The sequence below is a fragment of the Vibrio superstes genome (genome assembly GCF_003569005.1).
In the GTDB taxonomy this organism is placed as follows: Bacteria; Pseudomonadota; Gammaproteobacteria; order Enterobacterales; family Vibrionaceae; genus Vibrio; species Vibrio superstes.
Genome location: NZ_BCUR01000004.1, coordinates 529,878 through 548,717, shown reverse-complemented (window position 1 = coordinate 548,717; position 18,840 = coordinate 529,878). Strand labels below are relative to the sequence as shown.

At 45.5% G+C, this 18,840-nt stretch carries 13 protein-coding genes, 4 tRNA genes and 1 rRNA gene; 6 read left to right on the top strand and 12 right to left on the bottom strand.

From position 1 onward, the window contains the following. Positions 1–278 precede the first annotated feature (278 nt). The 8 genes from D5I41_RS10520 to rluD form a co-directional block, all read right to left on the bottom strand. Positions 279–354 (bottom strand) — tRNA-Val (locus D5I41_RS10520). Positions 355–389: 35 nt separating this feature from the next. Further along, positions 390–465: transfer RNA gene (locus D5I41_RS10515), tRNA-Ala, on the bottom strand. Positions 466–501: 36 nt separating this feature from the next. After that, a tRNA-Lys gene (locus D5I41_RS10510) sits at positions 502–577 on the bottom strand. 2 nt (positions 578–579) lie between these two features. Continuing rightward, positions 580–655: transfer RNA gene (locus D5I41_RS10505), tRNA-Glu, on the bottom strand. 127 nt (positions 656–782) lie between these two features. Further along, a 16S ribosomal RNA gene (locus tag D5I41_RS10500) occupies positions 783–2,336 on the bottom strand. A 506-nt stretch (positions 2,337–2,842) separates the two neighbouring features. Further along, positions 2,843–5,419 (bottom strand): ATP-dependent chaperone ClpB, encoded by a 2,577-nt coding sequence (clpB, locus tag D5I41_RS10495; RefSeq protein WP_119009755.1) that lies wholly within the window; start codon positions 5,417–5,419, stop codon positions 2,843–2,845. Positions 5,420–5,508: 89 nt separating this feature from the next. Next, positions 5,509–6,231 (bottom strand): peptidoglycan editing factor PgeF, encoded by a 723-nt coding sequence (pgeF, locus tag D5I41_RS10490; protein WP_119009754.1) that lies wholly within the window; start codon positions 6,229–6,231, stop codon positions 5,509–5,511. Next, on the bottom strand, positions 6,231–7,205 hold the full coding sequence (gene rluD / locus D5I41_RS10485; RefSeq protein ID WP_119009753.1) for a 23S rRNA pseudouridine(1911/1915/1917) synthase RluD: 975 nt from the start codon (positions 7,203–7,205) through the stop codon (positions 6,231–6,233). Before rluD ends, pgeF begins: the two co-directional genes overlap by 1 nt. 142 nt (positions 7,206–7,347) lie before the next feature. Between rluD and bamD the strand changes: the two genes are divergently transcribed. The 5 genes from bamD (at position 7,348) to yjjX (ending at position 12,073) form a co-directional block, all read left to right on the top strand. Next, a complete protein-coding gene (bamD, locus tag D5I41_RS10480) occupies positions 7,348–8,073 on the top strand; it encodes an outer membrane protein assembly factor BamD (RefSeq protein ID WP_119011491.1) in 726 nt (241 codons plus the stop codon). An 89-nt stretch (positions 8,074–8,162) separates the two neighbouring features. Next, positions 8,163–9,614 (top strand): MltF family protein, encoded by a 1,452-nt coding sequence (locus tag D5I41_RS10475; protein WP_119009752.1) that lies wholly within the window; start codon positions 8,163–8,165, stop codon positions 9,612–9,614. Between the two features lie 267 nt (positions 9,615–9,881). Beyond that, positions 9,882–10,238 (top strand): ribosome hibernation-promoting factor, HPF/YfiA family, encoded by a 357-nt coding sequence (gene hpf / locus D5I41_RS10470; RefSeq protein ID WP_017026914.1) that lies wholly within the window; start codon positions 9,882–9,884, stop codon positions 10,236–10,238. Between the two features lie 128 nt (positions 10,239–10,366). After that, positions 10,367–11,545 (top strand): prephenate dehydratase, encoded by a 1,179-nt coding sequence (gene pheA, locus D5I41_RS10465; RefSeq protein WP_119009751.1) that lies wholly within the window; start codon positions 10,367–10,369, stop codon positions 11,543–11,545. Between the two features lie 12 nt (positions 11,546–11,557). Next, on the top strand, positions 11,558–12,073 hold the full coding sequence (gene yjjX, locus D5I41_RS10460) for an inosine/xanthosine triphosphatase (protein WP_119009750.1): 516 nt from the start codon (positions 11,558–11,560) through the stop codon (positions 12,071–12,073). 56 nt (positions 12,074–12,129) lie between these two features. Here yjjX and trpR read toward each other — a convergent pair whose 3' ends face one another. Next, entirely contained in the window at positions 12,130–12,426 is a 297-nt protein-coding gene (gene trpR / locus D5I41_RS10455) for a trp operon repressor (protein WP_017243547.1), read from the bottom strand. A gap of 32 nt (positions 12,427–12,458) precedes the next feature. Further along, a complete protein-coding gene (locus D5I41_RS10450) occupies positions 12,459–14,381 on the bottom strand; it encodes a transglycosylase SLT domain-containing protein (RefSeq protein WP_119009749.1) in 1,923 nt (640 codons plus the stop codon). Positions 14,382–14,579: 198 nt separating this feature from the next. Here D5I41_RS10450 and ettA point away from each other — a divergent pair, with 198 nt between their 5' ends. Further along, complete coding sequence (gene ettA / locus D5I41_RS10445; protein WP_119009748.1) at positions 14,580–16,247, top strand: energy-dependent translational throttle protein EttA; 1,668 nt, start codon at positions 14,580–14,582, stop codon at positions 16,245–16,247. Between the two features lie 329 nt (positions 16,248–16,576). Here the strand turns inward: ettA and tyrA are convergent, their stop codons facing one another. Further along, entirely contained in the window at positions 16,577–17,704 is a 1,128-nt protein-coding gene (gene tyrA / locus D5I41_RS10435; protein WP_119009747.1) for a bifunctional chorismate mutase/prephenate dehydrogenase, read from the bottom strand. A gap of 16 nt (positions 17,705–17,720) precedes the next feature. Next, a complete protein-coding gene (locus D5I41_RS10430) occupies positions 17,721–18,791 on the bottom strand; it encodes a 3-deoxy-7-phosphoheptulonate synthase (protein ID WP_017031266.1) in 1,071 nt (356 codons plus the stop codon). Positions 18,792–18,840: the final 49 nt, after the last annotated feature.

Genomic DNA, 18,840 nt, shown 5'->3' with positions numbered 1-18,840 from the left:
TCCTGGCAAGGATACATTCCCAAGAACACTTGAATGTGTGTTGGTACCTAACATCTATAAATAGACACTAGGATTTGAGAACTTTTAAATTTGAATAGTATTAATCAAATACTATTCGTCAGCTTTCCAAATTGTTAAAGAGCATGATTTTCTAGCCAAAAGGCAATAAAAAAACATTTTCTAATTACTTTCAGTTACTTCGCTTAGGCGACAAAAATCCCAACCAGTATCAATTTCTTGTTCTGGTTTGGAATAAGTTTCCAAAAATAGTTAGAGAATGGTGGGCGATACCGGGCTCGAACCAGTGACCCCCTCCTTGTAAGGGAGGTGCTCTCCCAACTGAGCTAATCGCCCACATTTTATTGTTCAGTGGTATGAACATTCTAAGATGGTGGAGCTATGCGGGATCGAACCGCAGACCTCCTGCGTGCAAGGCAGGCGCTCTCCCAGCTGAGCTATAGCCCCATCTTAGGAACTATTTTCTCCTTTTAAGGGAGAAAATGGTGGGTCGTGCAGGATTCGAACCTGCGACCAATTGATTAAAAGTCAACTGCTCTACCAGCTGAGCTAACGACCCAATGGTATCCCGTAGGGGAGTCGAACCCCTGTTACCGCCGTGAAAGGGCGGTGTCCTAGGCCTCTAGACGAACGGGACACTAGATTTATCTTTACTCCAAAGAGCAAACATAAACTGTCGAAACACCTTGGGGGGTGTTTCAAAATCTCTTTACTTTCTAAACCGTATCAATCTGTGTGGACACTCATCGTGAGTAATCATCGTATAAGGAGGTGATCCAGCCCCAGGTTCCCCTAGGGCTACCTTGTTACGACTTCACCCCAGTCATGAACCACAAAGTGGTGAGCGTCCTCCCCGAAGGTTAAACTACCCACTTCTTTTGCAGCCCACTCCCATGGTGTGACGGGCGGTGTGTACAAGGCCCGGGAACGTATTCACCGTGACATTCTGATTCACGATTACTAGCGATTCCGACTTCATGGAGTCGAGTTGCAGACTCCAATCCGGACTACGACGCACTTTTTGGGATTCGCTCACCATCGCTGGTTGGCCGCCCTCTGTATGCGCCATTGTAGCACGTGTGTAGCCCTACTCGTAAGGGCCATGATGACTTGACGTCGTCCCCACCTTCCTCCGGTTTATCACCGGCAGTCTCCCTGGAGTTCCCACCATTACGTGCTGGCAAACAAGGATAAGGGTTGCGCTCGTTGCGGGACTTAACCCAACATTTCACAACACGAGCTGACGACAGCCATGCAGCACCTGTCTCAGAGTTCCCGAAGGCACCAAGCTATCTCTAGCGAGTTCTCTGGATGTCAAGAGTAGGTAAGGTTCTTCGCGTTGCATCGAATTAAACCACATGCTCCACCGCTTGTGCGGGCCCCCGTCAATTCATTTGAGTTTTAATCTTGCGACCGTACTCCCCAGGCGGTCTACTTAACGCGTTAGCTCCGAAAGCCACGGCTCAAGGCCACAACCTCCAAGTAGACATCGTTTACGGCGTGGACTACCAGGGTATCTAATCCTGTTTGCTCCCCACGCTTTCGCATCTGAGTGTCAGTATCTGTCCAGGGGGCCGCCTTCGCCACTGGTATTCCTTCAGATCTCTACGCATTTCACCGCTACACCTGAAATTCTACCCCCCTCTACAGTACTCTAGCCTGCCAGTTTCAAATGCGGTTCCGAGGTTGAGCCCCGGGCTTTCACATCTGACTTAACAAACCACCTGCATGCGCTTTACGCCCAGTAATTCCGATTAACGCTCGCACCCTCCGTATTACCGCGGCTGCTGGCACGGAGTTAGCCGGTGCTTCTTCTGTCGCTAACGTCAAACGCTGAAGCTATTAACTTCAACGCCTTCCTCACGACTGAAAGTACTTTACAACCCGAAGGCCTTCTTCATACACGCGGCATGGCTGCATCAGGCTTGCGCCCATTGTGCAATATTCCCCACTGCTGCCTCCCGTAGGAGTCTGGACCGTGTCTCAGTTCCAGTGTGGCTGATCATCCTCTCAGACCAGCTAGGGATCGTCGCCTTGGTGAGCCATTACCTCACCAACTAGCTAATCCCACCTGGGCATATCCTGAAGCGAGAGGCCCGAAGGTCCCCCTCTTTGGTCCGTAGACGTTATGCGGTATTAGCCATCGTTTCCAATGGTTATCCCCCACATCAGGGCAATTTCCCAGGCATTACTCACCCGTCCGCCGCTCGACGCCTAATTCGTTCCCCGAAGGTTCAGAATCATCGTTTCCGCTCGACTTGCATGTGTTAGGCCTGCCGCCAGCGTTCAATCTGAGCCATGATCAAACTCTTCAATTAAAGTTTTTTTGGTCTTGCGACCGGCTCAATGAATACTGACTTCAAAACTGTTCCTTACTCGAAAGTAAGAAGTAATTTTAAAGCTATTATCGTTCCAACAGAACGATAATGAATTGACTGTGCCAATGACTAAAAGTCATCGTTTTGGTCACTCAGTTCATTGATAAATCTTTTCGATTATCATCAACGAGTGCCCACACAGATTGATAGGTTTAAATTGTTAAAGAGCGTTGCTTTTCAAGGGTTACCTCTCCAAGCGGACGGCCTATTCTAATGAGATAATTATCAGTGTCAACCACTTTTTTATTAATCATTTCATCTTTTTAGAACCGCTTGTTGTCTGCGATGTTTATCGTGACAACGGAGGCGCATTATAAGAATAAAACGCCCCCTGACAACCCCTAGAAAGGACTTTTTTCAACAAAAAGCACCGACCGTTTACTTTTCAAACAAAGCAAACGTTTACGCGCTAATTCTACCGTGAAATAAACGAGCGATTTAGTCGATTAACCTTGTCTCGCTACAATATTGTCACCTTCAACAACCAGTTCTATTGGCTCTCCTGGAGCAAATTTCCCCGACAACAGTGATTTTGCCAAAGGATTTTCAATGTATTGCTGAATGGCACGCTTAAGCGGTCTCGCACCATAAACAGGATCAAAGCCAATATGAGCAATTTTATCCAACGCTTCATCAGTAATAGACAGCAGGTACTCTTTCGCTTCTAAACGCGCAATCAACGCTTGAAGCTGAATAGAAGCAATATTGCGAATATGTTTTTCACCTAGAGGGTGGAATACGACACTTTCATCCACGCGGTTTAAAAACTCTGGACGGAAATGACTTTTCACCACTTCCATTACTCGTTCTTTCATTTGCGTATAGGACGCCTCACCAAATCCCTCTTGGATCTGCGTAGACCCTAAATTTGAGGTCATGATCAAGACAGTATTACGGAAATCGACCGTACGACCTTGTCCATCAGTAAGTCGTCCGTCGTCAAGCACCTGTAGAAGTATATTGAATACGTCAGGATGCGCCTTCTCTACTTCATCCAATAGAATAACCGAATAAGGCTTACGTCTTATCGCTTCGGTAAGGTACCCACCCTCTTCGTAACCTACATAACCAGGAGGTGCGCCTACTAATCTAGCAACAGAGTGTTTTTCCATGAATTCGGACATATCAATGCGAACCATGGCATCTTCGCTATCAAACATAAAGTTGGCTAGTGTCTTGCACAATTCGGTCTTGCCTACCCCCGTTGGACCGAGGAATAAGAATGACCCAATGGGTTTATTAGGATCAGAGAGCCCCGCACGACTGCGACGAATTGCATCAGAAACCGCGTTTACCGCCTCGTTTTGCCCAATGACGTTTTCATGCAGTTCTTCTTCCATACGCAATAGCTTTGACTTTTCAGCCTCAAGCATCTTCGCCACAGGAATACCGGTTTGTTTTGAGAGCACTTCTGCGATTTCAGCATCCCCTACTTTATTCTTAAGTAAGGTCAGCTCTTTCTGCTCAGCTTCAGAGGCAAGTTGCAGTTGCTTCTCTAATTCAGGGATACGACCATATTGCAGCTCAGACATTCGATTGAGGTCGCCAGCTCGGCGCGCAAACTCAATATCTAAACGCGCTTGTTCTAGCTCAGCTTTGATATTTTGCGTACCCGATAGTGAGGCCTTTTCAGCCATCCATACCTCATCAAGTTCAGCATACTGGCGTTCTTTGTCAGACAACTCTTCATTGATCAGCATTATGCGCTTACGACTGGCATCATCATCTTCTTTATTTAACGCCTGCTGCTCCATCTTCAATTGAATGATTCGACGATCAAGCTTGTCCATCGCCTCTGGCTTTGAGTCGATCTGCATACGAATAGAAGAGGCTGCCTCATCTATTAGGTCAATGGCCTTGTCTGGCAATTGGCGGTCAGAGACATAACGATGTGATAGGGTCGCGGCTGCAACAATAGCAGGGTCAGTAATATCAACATGGTGGTGAAGCTCATACTTCTCTTTTAAGCCACGTAGGATTGCGATGGTATCTTCCACACTAGGCTCATCCACCAGCACTTTTTGAAAACGACGTTCAAGCGCAGGGTCTTTCTCTATATATTGGCGATGTTCATCTAATGTTGTTGCTCCGACGCAGTGAAGTTCACCTCGAGCCAATGCTGGTTTTAGCATATTACCCGCATCCATGGCGCCATCGGCTTTACCCGCACCGACCATGGTATGCATTTCATCGATAAAGAGGATGATATTCCCCTCTTCTTGAGCCAGTTCAGTAAGCACTGCTTTTAAACGCTCTTCAAACTCACCTCTATATTTGGCACCGGCAATCAGTGCGCCCATATCCAAAGCAAGTACGCGACGTCCTTTAAGTCCTTCTGGGACTTCATCATTGATGATGCGCTGAGCAAGCCCTTCGACAATGGCGGTTTTACCTACACCCGGTTCACCAATCAGTACGGGGTTGTTTTTGGTTCTGCGCTGCAACACTTGAATGGTACGACGAATCTCATCATCTCGACCAATAACAGGGTCGAGTTTGCCCTGCTCTGCACGAGCAGTAAGGTCAATGGTGTATTTCTCTAATGCTTGACGCTGCTCTTCGGCATTAGGGTCATCTACCTTTTGACCACCAGTGATCTTTTCGATGGCTTCAACGATCTTTTTTTCAGTGACACCTTGAGACTTGAGCATTGGCCCAAGCTGGCTGTTGTCATGAATCGCCGCTTGCAAGAATAACTCGGATGAGATGTAGCTATCGTTGCGTTTTTGCGCAAACTTATCGCACAAATTCAGTAATTTGGTCAGTGATGAAGAGACTTGTACATCAGCAGACATGCCACTGACTTTTGGAAAGCTATCCAGCTTTTGTGATAATTGAGCACGCAGCTGCGCAATATCAACCTGTATTAAGGTTAATAGTGGTCTTACGCTCCCTCCCTCTTGATTGAGTAAAGAGAAAAGTAGATGTGATGGCTCGATATATTGATGATCTCGGCCTACTGCCAAAGACTGGGCATCAGAAAGTGCGGCTTGAAATTTACCGGTTAAACGATCGTAACGCATGTTGGCCTCCTGAGAGCAATAAATGATTATTTAATAATCACATGGTTGCATCAAAAGACATTTTCAAGTGTTAGGTATAAGAAGGAGGGTTATTCAATCCAAATAAAGCTAGATTGGCGTCCAGTAGATGCTTGTCTGCGGTAAGAAAAGAAACGCTCTGGGTCAGAGTATGTGCATAAGCCTGAAAGGGTCACATCATCGCAACCCGCTCTTTTCAGTCTCAGCTTAGCGAGTAAGGGAAGATCGGCCATCCACTTGCCCGGTTTGTGCTGATGAAAAGCAATGGCATCGTCATTGTTTATATCAACAAATTGCTGCCTTACTTCATCTCCCACTTCAAATGCATCCAAGCTAATGGCTGGACCAACCCAAGCAATAACGGGAGAGGTAAAATGGCTTAATGTATTCTCTAAGATCCCACCGACTAAACCGCGCCATCCAGCATGAGCACTCGCCACTTTCGTGCCGTCGACGCTAGCGAATAAAACAGGTAGGCAATCTGCGGTCATTACACTGCATACAATCCCTGGTACAGACGTCACTAAGGCATCAGCTTCAATGGTTTCAGAGGTAGGTTCGGTCAATTCGACCACAGTGGTAGAGTGGGTTTGATTCATCCACACAGGAGATAAGGGCATCTTGCTCAGCTGAGCAAGATGATCTCGATTTTTTTGAACGATAACAGGGTCATCATTCACATGCATCCCTAGATTAAGACTCGCAAAATCGTCTGATGAGAAGCCACCAACTCGAGTAGAGCTAATGGATTTCACGCGTTCTACAACGTCCCAACTAGGATGCAAGTAACTCATTAATATTCGTCTTCGTGGTTCAGACGCATATCTTGACGCAGAGCTTCTGCCATTTCGACCATGTCATCAGGCACAGGTGCATGAAACTGCATCTCTTCACCGCTTGATGGGTGGTCGAACTTCAGCATAACCGCATGCAGGGCTTGACGATCAAAACCACGAATCATCGCAGTTAGCTCTTCTGAAGCCCCTTTAGGGATGCGCGCACGGCCGCCGTATGCAATGTCCCCAAGTAGAGGGTGTTGCAAATAAGACATGTGTACGCGAATCTGGTGGGTACGACCAGTCTCTAGACGAAGTCTAATACGAGTATGTTCACGGAAATGCTCCGCAACTCGATAGTGCGTTACTGCCGGCTTACCTAATTCGTTTACTGCCATCAAGGTACGCTTGGTAGAGTGACGACCAATGGGTTTTTCTACCATGCCACCTGCTGTCATTTTACCAATGGCAATCGCTTCGTATTCACGAGTAATACGGCGCTTTTGCAAAGCACGTACAAGACGAGTCTGCGTCGGAACATTCTTCGCCACAACCATCAAACCGGTAGTGTCTTTATCAAGACGGTGCACAATACCTGCACGCGGTACTTCGGCGATTTGTGGATAATGGAACAACAAGGCGTTAAGCACTGTGCTATCAGGGGTACCCGCTCCAGGGTGAACAACAAAGCCACGAGGCTTGTTGATAACCAACAAATCGTCGTCTTCGTAGACGATATCTAGAGGGATATCTTGCGCTTCCCAACGTTCTTCATCTTCGATCTCGGCTTGAACAGTGATCTCTTCACCGCCCATTACCTTTATGCGAGCTTTGGTCACGACAACGCCATCAACGCTGACTTTTCCAGCAAGCAGCCATTCTTTCATGCGCGAACGAGAAAAATCGTCGAACAATTCTGCAATGGCCTGATCTAGGCGTTGGCCTAGTTGGCTCTCTTTTACGGTACTTTTTAATTCTATCTGCTGGGCCATATCGAACTTTTTAAAAAACTGTGGGACTAATGCTTGTTTATATGAAAAAATAAGCGTTCTATCCGTTATTGTATCTGCTTACTCGTCGATTGTAACGGCAACCAAGGAAATAAATTAATTGAGCATGGCTTCTCGTTTTAACATGAAACATCAAACTATAATCGGTCTTCTGTCTGCTTTGTTGCTTTTTGGATGCAGCAGTAGCGATGAAATCGTACCTGATATCCCACCTGCAGAATTGTATACTGAGGCTCAAATCTCTTTACGAGCAGGTAATTGGTCTTCTGCTGTAGAAAAACTGGAAGCTTTGGATTCTCGTTACCCATTCGGTCCGTATTCAGAGCAAGTTCAGCTAGATCTTGTGTATGCCTACTATAAGAACGATGAGCTGCCACTCGCTTTGGCGACCATTGAGCGCTTTACTCGCTTAAACCCAACGCACGAAAAATCAGATTGGATTCTGTATATGCGTGGTCTTTCTCATATGGCGCAGGACAGGAACTTCCTTCACGATGTGTTTAACATCGACCGTTCAGATCGAGATCCAGAGCCTGTTAAACTGGCATTTAATGATTTCAAGCGCCTGCTACAACGTTATCCAAATAGCCCATACGCTGAAGATTCAGAGCAACGCTTAGTCTTTCTAAAGAACCGTCTAGCAAACTATGATTATGCGACAGCAGATTTTTATATCCGTCGTGAAGCATGGATCGCTGCTATCAATCGCAGCCAAGAGATTCAGCGCAGCTATCCTGATACAGAAGCGGCTAGAAAGTCTCTACGCTTGCAACTTATTGCTTATAAAGAGCTTAATTTAGACGATGCTGTAGCTCGAACTGAAAAACTGATTGAGCTAAATCCCCTTTAAGTGTTAAATTCTAGAGACGGAATGTTAAATTTTTAACATTCCGTTGTGGCGCATGCGTCACTTTTTCATAACCCAACACGGAATGTTGTATGAAAAATCTTATAATTTGGCTACTTGCCTCATCGTTAATATCCTTTTCTACACAAGCATTGGAGCTGTCTCCTTTACTTAACAATACCTATACTGGTGACTATAAAACCCTTAAAGAGAAAGGTGTTGTACGCGCACTAGTATCCGCTGATCTTGGTTTTTATTATGTCGAGGGCGGTAGACCAAAAGGCATTATCGCCGAACAGCTTCATCACTTCGAAATGAACCTCAAGAAGGCGCACCCTTTTATGAGGGTTAAAATCATTCCCGTCGCCAGAGACGAACTGTTTGACGCTTTGAATGAGGGTTATGGTGATATTGCGGTAGCAAACCTTACCATTACAGAACGCCGAGAAAAGATCATCGACTTCAGCACCCCTATCTTAATAGGGGTGAGTGAACTCTTTCTAACCAGTGACAAGGTTGAAGAAATTACCTCCTTCGAGCAGGCCAGCGGCATGGAAGTGTGGATACGCGCCAGCTCTAGCTACTTTGAAAGCATCCAAGTTCTCAACCGAAAGCTATCCAGCAACGGATTCACACCGGTTAGAGTCAACTTTATTCAAGAAAACCTTCAAGACATTGAACTGATCGAAATGGTCAATCAAGGACTGATTCCAGCCACCATCATTGATAGCCACAAAGCGCAATTATGGGTGAACGTCATGGAAAACGTTCAAGTACACGAGCAATTGCAATTGCGTACTGACGGACAGATTGCATGGGCTCTGCGCCATGACAGCCCTGAATTTAAAAAGGTCATTAATAGCTACTTGAAGACCGCCAAGGGGGGAACCTTACTAGGTAATGTCATCTACGGTAAGTACCTACAAGACACCCGCTGGTTGACTCGTGCATTGAATCCTAAAAAAATGGAAAGACTAGCGAACTTGTCTAAGTTATTTGAGCGCTATGGACAGGAGTACGAGATTGATTGGGTGATGTTATCGGCTCAGGCTTTCCAAGAATCAGGTTTAGACAACAGCAAGGTCTCCCATCGAGGAGCCGTTGGGATAATGCAGGTATTACCCGCTACGGCGAAAGACCCTTACATCAACATTCCCAACATCAAGCCCGTTGAAAACAACATTCACGCTGGCACAAAATACCTTCGCTTTATTCACGACCGATACTTCAGCGACCCAGACATCGAGGCCAACGATAAAGTATACTTTAGCCTAGCTTCCTACAATGCAGGCCCAGCTAAGATACGCAGAATGCGAGCATTGGCAAAGAAGCAAGGCTTTGACCATAACGTATGGTTTAACAATGTTGAGATTGTGGCCCGACGCAACATTGGCCGTGAGCCTGTACAGTATGTTGCCAACATCAATCGCTACTACACCATCTATAAACAGCTAGGTGAGATCCAAGATCAGCGAAACGAACATAACAGTGAATTAATTGAAGAGATCGAAGCGGTGCAGTTAATCTTTGACGTTGATGATTAATTCCGTCCACTTGCGTTATAAATCAAGCAGCTATAGAACGAACAGAGGCACTAAAAATCATTGATTCTTAGTGCCTCTATCCATTCAAATTTGACATCAAAAAGTGATGACCGCAAGGGTTTTCTTGCAAAGCTATGCAAATAATCACAAACATTACCCGCTATTAAACAACCACACATTAACGTGATCTATATCACAAAAATTATTTCGTCAGAGTCGTAATCTGAATCCATCCCATAAGGGGTTTACACAGAGGAAGCGACATATATGAAAATGAATATCACTGGCAAAAACATCGAAATCACCTCTGCGATTCGCGCTCACATTGAAGAAAAGTTTAAGAAACTAGAAAAATGGCAAGTCGACATTATTGGTTGCAACGCTAGCTTCCAAGAAGAGCCAAACAAAAATAAGAAATTTGAAGCCGTACTTAGCGTACCAAAAGGCCAACTGGTTGCCTCAGCTGTTCACGCGGACCTATACACAGCCATTAACGAAGTAGAACAAAAATTAGAGAGACAACTGAACAAACTTCGTCACAAACCAGAAGCACGACGAGCTAGTCATGCCGAGGTTCCTGCTGAACCAGAAGAGCCTGTCATTGAAGAAGAAGAAGTCTACTAACAGATCACTGGAACTTAACTTACACAAACAGCGCCTCAATGGCGCTGTTTTTCCTTGACCCTAATTCCCGCCTTAGCTTATTGTGAATCGTATATCACTTTCGCAACCCCCATATAAAGGAATTAGGAATGGCTGAAACACCACTTTCTCTCGATGAAATTCGCAATCGACTCAATGTTCTAGATGACAAGCTACTGAGCTTGCTGTCAGAACGTCGTAGCTTGAGCCTAGAAGTTGCGAAAAGCAAAGTGGAAACATCGAAGCCTGTTCGCGATGCCAATAGAGAGCAGCAGCTCCTTGTAAAGCTGATTAACAATGGTAAAGACAAGTACCAATTGGATGCGGAATACATTACTAAGGTGTTTCACACCATCATTGAAGATTCTGTATTGCTACAGCAATCCTACCTGCAAAACCTAGTGAACCCTGCTCTGCAACGTAAACCACTAGCAAGAGTCGCTTTCTTGGGGGCTAAAGGATCATATTCACACTTAGCAAGTCGCGATTACTTCAGCCGTCGTAATACCGACCTTATAGAACTCAACTGTGATTCCTTTAAAGAGGTCACCAAAACGGTTGAGTCCGGACATGCCGACTACGGCGTATTGCCAATAGAGAATACCAGCTCTGGCTCTATCAACGAGGTATACGACCTTCTTCAGCACACTACCCTGTATATCGTTGGAGAACTATCACAGCCTATTGAGCACTGCTTACTATCCACAATAGACGTGCGATTAGAAGAGATTAAGACCCTTTACTCTCATCCACAGCCTCACCAGCAATGCAGTGACTTCTTGGGACGCTTAAAGGGCGTTAAACTGGAGACCTGTGCAAGTACAGCGGATGCTATGCTGAAGGTGAAAGAACTTAATCGCCCTGATGCAGCCGCTATTGGTAACGCATTAAGTGGCAAGCTGTATGGCCTGCAAAACGTCCAAGAAAATATCGCCAACCAAACAGAAAACCATACCCGCTTTATTGTTGTCGCTCGCAAGTCTGTTAGCGTTTCGGATCAGATCCCAGCAAAAACAACCCTGATTATGTCCACCTCTCAAGAAGCTGGTTCGCTTGTTGAAACACTATTGGTATTACAGCGCCACAGCATCAACATTACCAAGCTAGAATCTCGCCCAATAATGGGTAACCCTTGGGAAGAAATGTTCTATATGGACCTTGAGGCGCACTTAGACTCACAAGCTACCCAAATGGCCATCAACGAACTAGTGAAAATCACTCGTTTCCTAAAAGTGTTGGGCTGTTATCCAAGTGAGAATATCAAGCCTACTCAGATTAAGGTTCCTTAGGAGAGCATTGAAATGCAAACAGTCATTGTCGCCTCTCTGAACCCTGCCAAAATAAAAGCGGTGGAAAGTGCTTTTGGTGAGGTATTTCCTGAGCAAGCCTTCAGTTTTGATGGTGTAAGCGTTGATAGCGGAGTGAGTGATCAACCTCTCTCTAACGAAGAGACAAAATTAGGCGCTCAAAATCGAGTTTCAAATGCAAAACAGGTCATCCAGAGTGCGGATTATTATGTGGGTCTTGAGGCGGGTATTGAAGGCAATGCCACGTTCGCGTGGATGGTCATCGAATCAAAAGATCAGCATGGAGAATCACGCTCGTCTAGTTTGATGCTGCCTCCCAAGGTACTGAGCTTAATAGGGCAAGGCAAAGAACTCGGCGATGCTATGGATGAAGTCTATGACACAAACAATATAAAACAAAAAGGCGGCGCGATTGGTATCTTAACTAATAACCGATTGAGCCGAAGCAGTGTGTATCACCAAGCTTTGATCTTGGCTCTGATTCCATTTGTTAATCAAGACGCCTTTTAAGCGTCTTGATCACAAACAACACTAAAGCCTCAGTATCTTTAATTAGTGCTGAGGCTTTATTCTATAAAGGGTTTAAGCAGGCGAGAAACCAGTTGCTGCTCCTCTTCTGAACGCCTTTTTAACTCATTAGAGCCACGCGTTACCGTCGCAATACCTACACCAAGTTCTTGGCTGATCTGGCGCTGTGAGCATTTCTCATTAAGCAATTTATGCAAAATTTTAGCGCGAGTGACCAAGGCCTCTTTTTCGTCAGGAGTGAGCATAATCGACAGTAGCGTCTGATGCTCTCCTTCTTCTGTGGCCTTGGCAATGGTGAAAAGCAGCTTTTGCCACTCTTGCTCAACTGAATTCATAGTATGTTGACTGACTAATTGAAACTCCCCTATTAATACTTCATTTCAGACTCTAAGTCAGATAAAAATGACCCTTGCTCGTTTAAAATGTCGCGGTAATAGACCTCAAACATCAGGATATTTTGGATGTAGCCACGTGTTTCTTTAAATGGAATCGCTTCTATATACGAGTAGGCATCTACTTTACCACCAGTGCGCGCTCTCCATAGCTTAACCCGATGTGGCCCTGCGTTATAAGCACCAAACGCCAGTATGCGATTGCCCTGATAGTCACCAAGTAATCCCGCAAGGTATTGACTACCTATTTCTATATTCTTGTTCACCTCAAAAAGCTCTTCTTCACCGGCGTAGTCGATATCGTATTTCTTGGCCGTGTATGAGGCTGTTTTTGGCATAATCTGCATGAGTCCGCGCGCGCCAACAGGTGATTGGGCATCAATATCTAACGCACTTTCTTGTCTTGCCAGAGCCATCAGGGTCACCGGATCAAGGTCGTATTTCTCAGCATAAAAGTTAAACCACCATTGATGCGCAATAGGAAAACGCAAACTAATGTGATCCCACATCTTGGCATCGATAGTGGCAATGACCGTTAGGTGATTCCAACGCATCGACGCCGCATATTGAGCCAATGCTTTTTTCTGTTCGGCATTGGCGCGGGCCAATAACCAGCGCCACTCACGCTTTGCAGCAGTGATCTTATCAACGGCAATCAGTTCTTTTATTCGCGACAGTGATGATGAGAATGGCTTGACCGATGCCTTCTGCTCAGTCAACACAGAGGTGCTGTATTTAATCGGCTTACCTAGGTAGTCTGCAGCAGCAATGCTGTAGAAGTTTCTGCTACCGAGTAGACTCTGCATTTGAGCCTTGCCCTGCTCAACATCACCTAAAGCGATATCCGTACGAGCTTGCCAATACTTCCAGCGCTTGGAGTTTTTCTCTTTGCTTGGCAACTTGCTGATCCACACATCGAGACCTTCCCAATCCTGATGTTGAATGGCTAAGCGCGCTCTTCGCTCCAGCCATTTGGGGTTAGTGCTGCTCAAAAGCGCTTTATCTCGCCATTTAGCAAGGTCTTCGTCTTCCGTGTTGATCAAGCTATAAGCGATGTAATCCGCCGTATCCTGGTACTCTTTATCGGAAAATTGCTGAGCCTTCGCCACATTGTCTAATACCTGTATGGCAAGCTCTGGATTCGCTTCTTGATACGTAATGCGTTTTAACGCGGCCAACGAGACGTTCTTATTTATCTCATTCTGAGGCTGAGAAGTGGCAAACTTTTCTATCTTCGATTTATTTTTGTAGAGGTTATAGATGGCGACCGCGTTTTCTCTTGCGGCTTCCGACTTGGGTAGATCTTTTAGGTAATTCAATAATCGACCATTCCGACGTGCAAATGCCAGCTCAATACGTTGCAAGATCAGTTCATCCTTGCGCAACCCTGCGTCACTCCAAGCTTCAAATAATTCATCACACTCAGGGGCGACACTCGAGCCCGTCAGCCACAACTCTGACGCACCCTTGAATGCATCAACGGTTTTACCTACTTGATACTGAGCAAAGTAATAGCTGCATTGATAGCTTTGCATTCGCGGTTTATTGGCTTGAAAGCGATAAAAACCGTGCCAATCTTCCGCTTCAACTAAAGCGTCAAGATAAGCCCCTCTCACCGACTGAGAAAAAGGGTATTGATAGTGGTCTTTAATGTACTGCTCGACTTCATCAGGAGTACGCGTCGCGATATCAGCCATATACACGCGATAATCCAGATAAGGCGTCAGTGCATAACTATCTATTTGTTTTCTAAGAGGTTGATATTCGGCTAACTTGTTTTCAGTGATTAGAGATTGAGCTTCCTCATAAATATCTCGCTGTTGTTGCAGTGTTAATGCTGAGACAGATAGGGAAACCATCCCTACCCCTACTCCTAACCATTTGATGAATGCAGACATATTTCTCTCTTACGGTGATGATAATGGTTCAATTGCCTTCTTTCATAATACGCAACAATTGGTGACATTTGTAAGAAACATGTAAATAACTATTTATGAATTCAAGGAGGTAGGATTTTGCGTCTTACGCAGTAACAAAAAGCGCTCGCATGGTATAAAATAACGCTTTATCTCCATTTAACACAGGATCTCTAGGTAATGGCTGAATACGTCTATACCATGTCTCGGGTGAGCAAAATTGTGCCACCAAAACGTCAAATCCTAAAAGACATCTCACTCAGTTTCTTCCCTGGCGCCAAGATTGGTGTTCTAGGTCTAAACGGTGCTGGTAAATCGACACTTCTTCGCATCATGGCGGGTATCGATACAGACATTGATGGTGAAGCACGTCCTCAACCAGGACTGAACGTTGGTTACCTTCCACAGGAACCAAAGCTGGATGAATCCAAGACTGTTCGTGAAATCGTTGAAGAAGCAGTATCAGACGTAGCGGGTGCAATGAAGCGCCTAGACGAGGTCTACGCGGCTTACGCTGAACCTGATGCTGATTTTGATGCTCTCGCTAAAGAGCAAGGTGACCTAGAAGCGCTTATCCAAGCCAAAGACGGACACAACCTTGAGAACTCTCTTGAACGTGCTGCTGATGCACTTCGCCTACCTGAGTGGGATGCAAAGATTGAACACCTATCGGGTGGTGAGCGTCGCCGCGTTGCTATCTGTCGTCTGCTTCTTGAGAAGCCTGATATGTTGCTTCTTGATGAACCAACCAACCACTTGGACGCAGAGTCTGTTGCATGGCTAGAACGCTTCCTTGTTGACTATACAGGCACCGTTGTGGCAATTACCCACGACCGTTACTTCCTAGATAACGCTGCTGGCTGGATTCTAGAACTTGACCGTGGTGAAGGTATTCCATGGCAAGGTAACTACACCTCTTGGCTTGAGCAAAAAGATGCACGTCTACAACAAGAATCATCTCAAGAGAGCGCTCGTCAAAAGACTATCGAGAAAGAGCTTGAGTGGGTTCGTCAAAACCCTAAAGGCCGTCAATCTAAGTCTAAGGCTCGTATGGCTCGCTTTGAAGAACTGCAAAGCGGTGATCGTCAGAAGCGTAACGAAACCAATGAATTGTTCATCCCACCAGGTGAGCGTCTAGGTGATAAGGTTATCGAGGTTAAGAACCTAACCAAATCTTTTGATGGCCGTGTCCTAATCGATGACTTGTCATTTAGCATGCCTAAGGGTGCTATCGTCGGTATTATTGGTGCCAACGGTGCAGGTAAATCTACTCTATTCAAGATGCTTAGCGGCACAGAACAGCCTGATTCAGGCAGTGTTGAAATGGGTGATACCGTCAAGCTGGCCTCTGTTGATCAGTTCCGTGACAGCATGGATAACAAGAAGACAGTCTTCCAAGAGATCTCTGAGGGTGCTGACATCATCAAGATCAACAACTTTGAAATTCCAGCACGTGCTTACTGCTCGCGCTTTAACTTCAAAGGCTCAGATCAGCAAAAAATCATCGGCGAGCTTTCTGGTGGTGAACGCAACCGTGTTCACCTTGCTAAGCTTCTTAAAACGGGCGGCAACGTATTGCTTCTCGATGAGCCAACCAATGACCTTGATGTTGAAACCTTGCGTGCACTAGAAGAGGCTCTACTTGAGTTTCCTGGTTGTGCAATGGTTATCTCGCATGACCGTTGGTTCCTTGACCGTATCGCAACTCACATCATCGACTACCGTGATGAGGGTCAGGTTAACTTCTACGAAGGTAACTACAACGAATACATGGAATGGCTGAAGAAGACTCTTGGTCCTGAAGCAGCTGAACCACATCGCATCAAGTACAAGCGTGTGACTAAATAATTAGCGTTCAGATATTAGGGTCTGTTGATCTTTTGAGTTTATTTTTGTAGCGATTTGTTGGGTATTTAAACAAGGCAGTCACTTTTAGGTGTGGTGGTTCCACATGAAAAGGGACTAACGCCGTAGAAATGCCCAACAAACGCTACCCGAAGGGCTCGGCTAGAAACCATTTACTCGTCGTTGAGCGTCTTTTGCTTAGATGACTAGGCGGCAAGCCCCTCGCCTTGATTAAATGGTTTCTAGTCGAGCAAAATTTAATCGCAAAAGGTCAACAGACCCTAGCTATCAGTGATAAGTAAAAGGGCCGCAAATTGCGGCCCTTTCTTTATTTAGCTTCTTTGTATTGAATCGTTAGCTTGCTTCAACAGGTTTTGACTCTCACTCATAAATTGTTGTGAGTAGTCGCCAAACCATCCTGATACCGCATTAAACTGCTCTACAAAGGCTGTTTTGTCGTGGTTATCCAATAACGCCAACGCCTCACCGAATCGAGCATGGAAGCGTTTGATCATCTCCACGTTTTGCTCTGAAGAGAGAATAATATCCCCGTAAAGATCAGGGTCCTGGGCAAACAGTCGACCGACCATCGCAATCTCAAGGCGATAAATTGGCGAGCTTAATTTCAGCAAGGTATCAATGTTTGGGTTTTCTTTGCTTAAATGTAAGCCATAAGCAAAAGAGGTAAAGTGACGAAGCGCCTGAATCAAGGTCATGCCATTGTCGTGTTGCTCTGCATCCATAGGACATAGACTTGCACCCCAGATAGCAAACTGGTCTAAAAGCCATTGATAGCTCTCTGCGTCGCGTCCTTTACAATGAACGATAACCTGCTTCGCAAGACTAGGTACATCGGGTCCAAACATTGGGTGAAGGCCCACTACTGGGCCTGCGTGAACATCCATCATTGCCTGTAATGGCTTGGCTTTAATGGAAGTGAAGTCACATAAGATGCAATCCTTAGGCAGGTTGCCTAGCTTAGCAATGACCGACTCAGTCTTGTTGATGGGTACAGTAACTACCACCAGACCCGCTGTTGCAAATAATGAGTCCGCTTCGTGCCAGTTCTTGCTACCAACAACATTGACCTTATAGCCAGACAGCTCAAACATCTTCTTGAACAAGCCACCTAGCTGACCATTACCACCGATAATGACCACATCACCCAAATCGGGTTTAAGGCACTTGAAGCCAGAGTCTTTTTCACTGGCATAGGACTCACGCATGACTCTGCGTAGGATATCTTCAATAAGTTGAGCAGGAACGCCACGTTTTTCTGCTTCTTGTCGACGTGATGCTAGCATTGCTGCTTCACGATCTGGGGCATAGATAGGCAGACCATGTTCGCTCTTAACCTCACCGACCTCTTCCACCAACTTCAATCGCTGCTCCAATAGATCAAGCATTTGCTTGTCTACTGAATCAATCTTATCTCTTAAACCCTGTAGTTCCTTTGCCATTTTCGTACTCTACTACTTACTTCAATCTGTCTTGTAAAAACGGAATCAGCTCTTCATGAGCTTTAGTCAATAGTGCCTCAGTTGATTCCCAATTGATACATGCATCAGTAATAGAAACACCGTATTTCATTTGGTCTAGAGGAATATCTGAACCTTGATTGCCTTCATTAATATTACTTTCAATCATCAGGCCAATAATAGATTTATTACCCTCTCTGATTTGTTGAATGGCATCAGACGCAACCAATGGTTGGCGACGAAAATCTTTACGAGAGTTCGCATGACTACAGTCAATCATAAGCGCGGCGTCTAGGCCCGCTTTTGCTAATTCATCTTCACACTCACGAACAGACACTGAATCGTAGTTAGTCTGCTTACCACCACGAAGAATAACGTGACCATCTGGGTTGCCTTTGGTCGTCAGCAGTGCAACTTGTCCTTCACGGTTAATACCGATGAATCGGTGGCTAGACGATGCCGCTTGCATTGCATTAATCGCAGTAGAAAGACTGCCATCAGTACCGTTTTTGAAGCCAACAGGCATTGATAAGCCACTGGCCATTTCACGGTGTGTTTGCGACTCAGTAGTACGAGCACCAATCGCTGACCAGCTAAAGGTATCTGCCACGTACTGTGGGCTGATTGGGTCTAGCGCTTCTGTTGCAAGAGGGATACCCATTTCTGCCAGTTCCACCAGCAGGTTACGCGCTGTGTGCAGGCCGTGTTCAATATCAAATGATCCATCTAGATGCGGGTCATTGATAAGACCTTTCCAACCTACCGTAGTACGAGGCTTCTCAAAGTACACTCGCATCACAAGGTATAGCTGATCACCAACAACCTCAGACAATGCCTTTAAACGCTTCGCATATTCTTTAGCCGCTTCAACATCATGAATAGAGCAAGGGCCGCATACTACCAGTAAGCGGTGATCTTTCTTTTTGATGATATCAGCAATTGTTTCACGCGATTGTTGAACAAACTGTCTTGCAGATTCACTTAAAGGAATCTTTGCCTTTAGCTCTTCTGGAGTAATAAGGATTTGTTCGTCACTGATATGAATGTTGCTAAGTTCGCTGCGTTGCATAGTGTCACCGTAAATAAATCTGTACATAAACTTTCAAGGTATGCCCCAA

What these genes read in the sequence shown, in the direction of transcription:
- yjjX (WP_119009750.1), top strand. Translation starts at nt 11,558, where the DNA reads ATGCAAACAGTCATTGTCGCCTCTCTGAACCCTGCCAAAATAAAAGCG.
- tyrA (WP_119009747.1), bottom strand. Translation starts at nt 17,704, where the DNA reads ATGGCAAAGGAACTACAGGGTTTAAGAGATAAGATTGATTCAGTAGAC.
- ettA (WP_119009748.1), top strand. Translation starts at nt 14,580, where the DNA reads ATGGCTGAATACGTCTATACCATGTCTCGGGTGAGCAAAATTGTGCCA.
- bamD (WP_119011491.1), top strand. Translation starts at nt 7,348, where the DNA reads ATGAAACATCAAACTATAATCGGTCTTCTGTCTGCTTTGTTGCTTTTT.
- D5I41_RS10450 (WP_119009749.1), bottom strand. Translation starts at nt 14,381, where the DNA reads ATGTCTGCATTCATCAAATGGTTAGGAGTAGGGGTAGGGATGGTTTCC.
- D5I41_RS10475 (WP_119009752.1), top strand. Translation starts at nt 8,163, where the DNA reads ATGAAAAATCTTATAATTTGGCTACTTGCCTCATCGTTAATATCCTTT.
- pgeF (WP_119009754.1), bottom strand. Translation starts at nt 6,231, where the DNA reads ATGAGTTACTTGCATCCTAGTTGGGACGTTGTAGAACGCGTGAAATCC.
- pheA (WP_119009751.1), top strand. Translation starts at nt 10,367, where the DNA reads ATGGCTGAAACACCACTTTCTCTCGATGAAATTCGCAATCGACTCAAT.
- clpB (WP_119009755.1), bottom strand. Translation starts at nt 5,419, where the DNA reads ATGCGTTACGATCGTTTAACCGGTAAATTTCAAGCCGCACTTTCTGAT.
- trpR (WP_017243547.1), bottom strand. Translation starts at nt 12,426, where the DNA reads ATGAATTCAGTTGAGCAAGAGTGGCAAAAGCTGCTTTTCACCATTGCC.
- hpf (WP_017026914.1), top strand. Translation starts at nt 9,882, where the DNA reads ATGAAAATGAATATCACTGGCAAAAACATCGAAATCACCTCTGCGATT.
- rluD (WP_119009753.1), bottom strand. Translation starts at nt 7,205, where the DNA reads ATGGCCCAGCAGATAGAATTAAAAAGTACCGTAAAAGAGAGCCAACTA.
- D5I41_RS10430 (WP_017031266.1), bottom strand. Translation starts at nt 18,791, where the DNA reads ATGCAACGCAGCGAACTTAGCAACATTCATATCAGTGACGAACAAATC.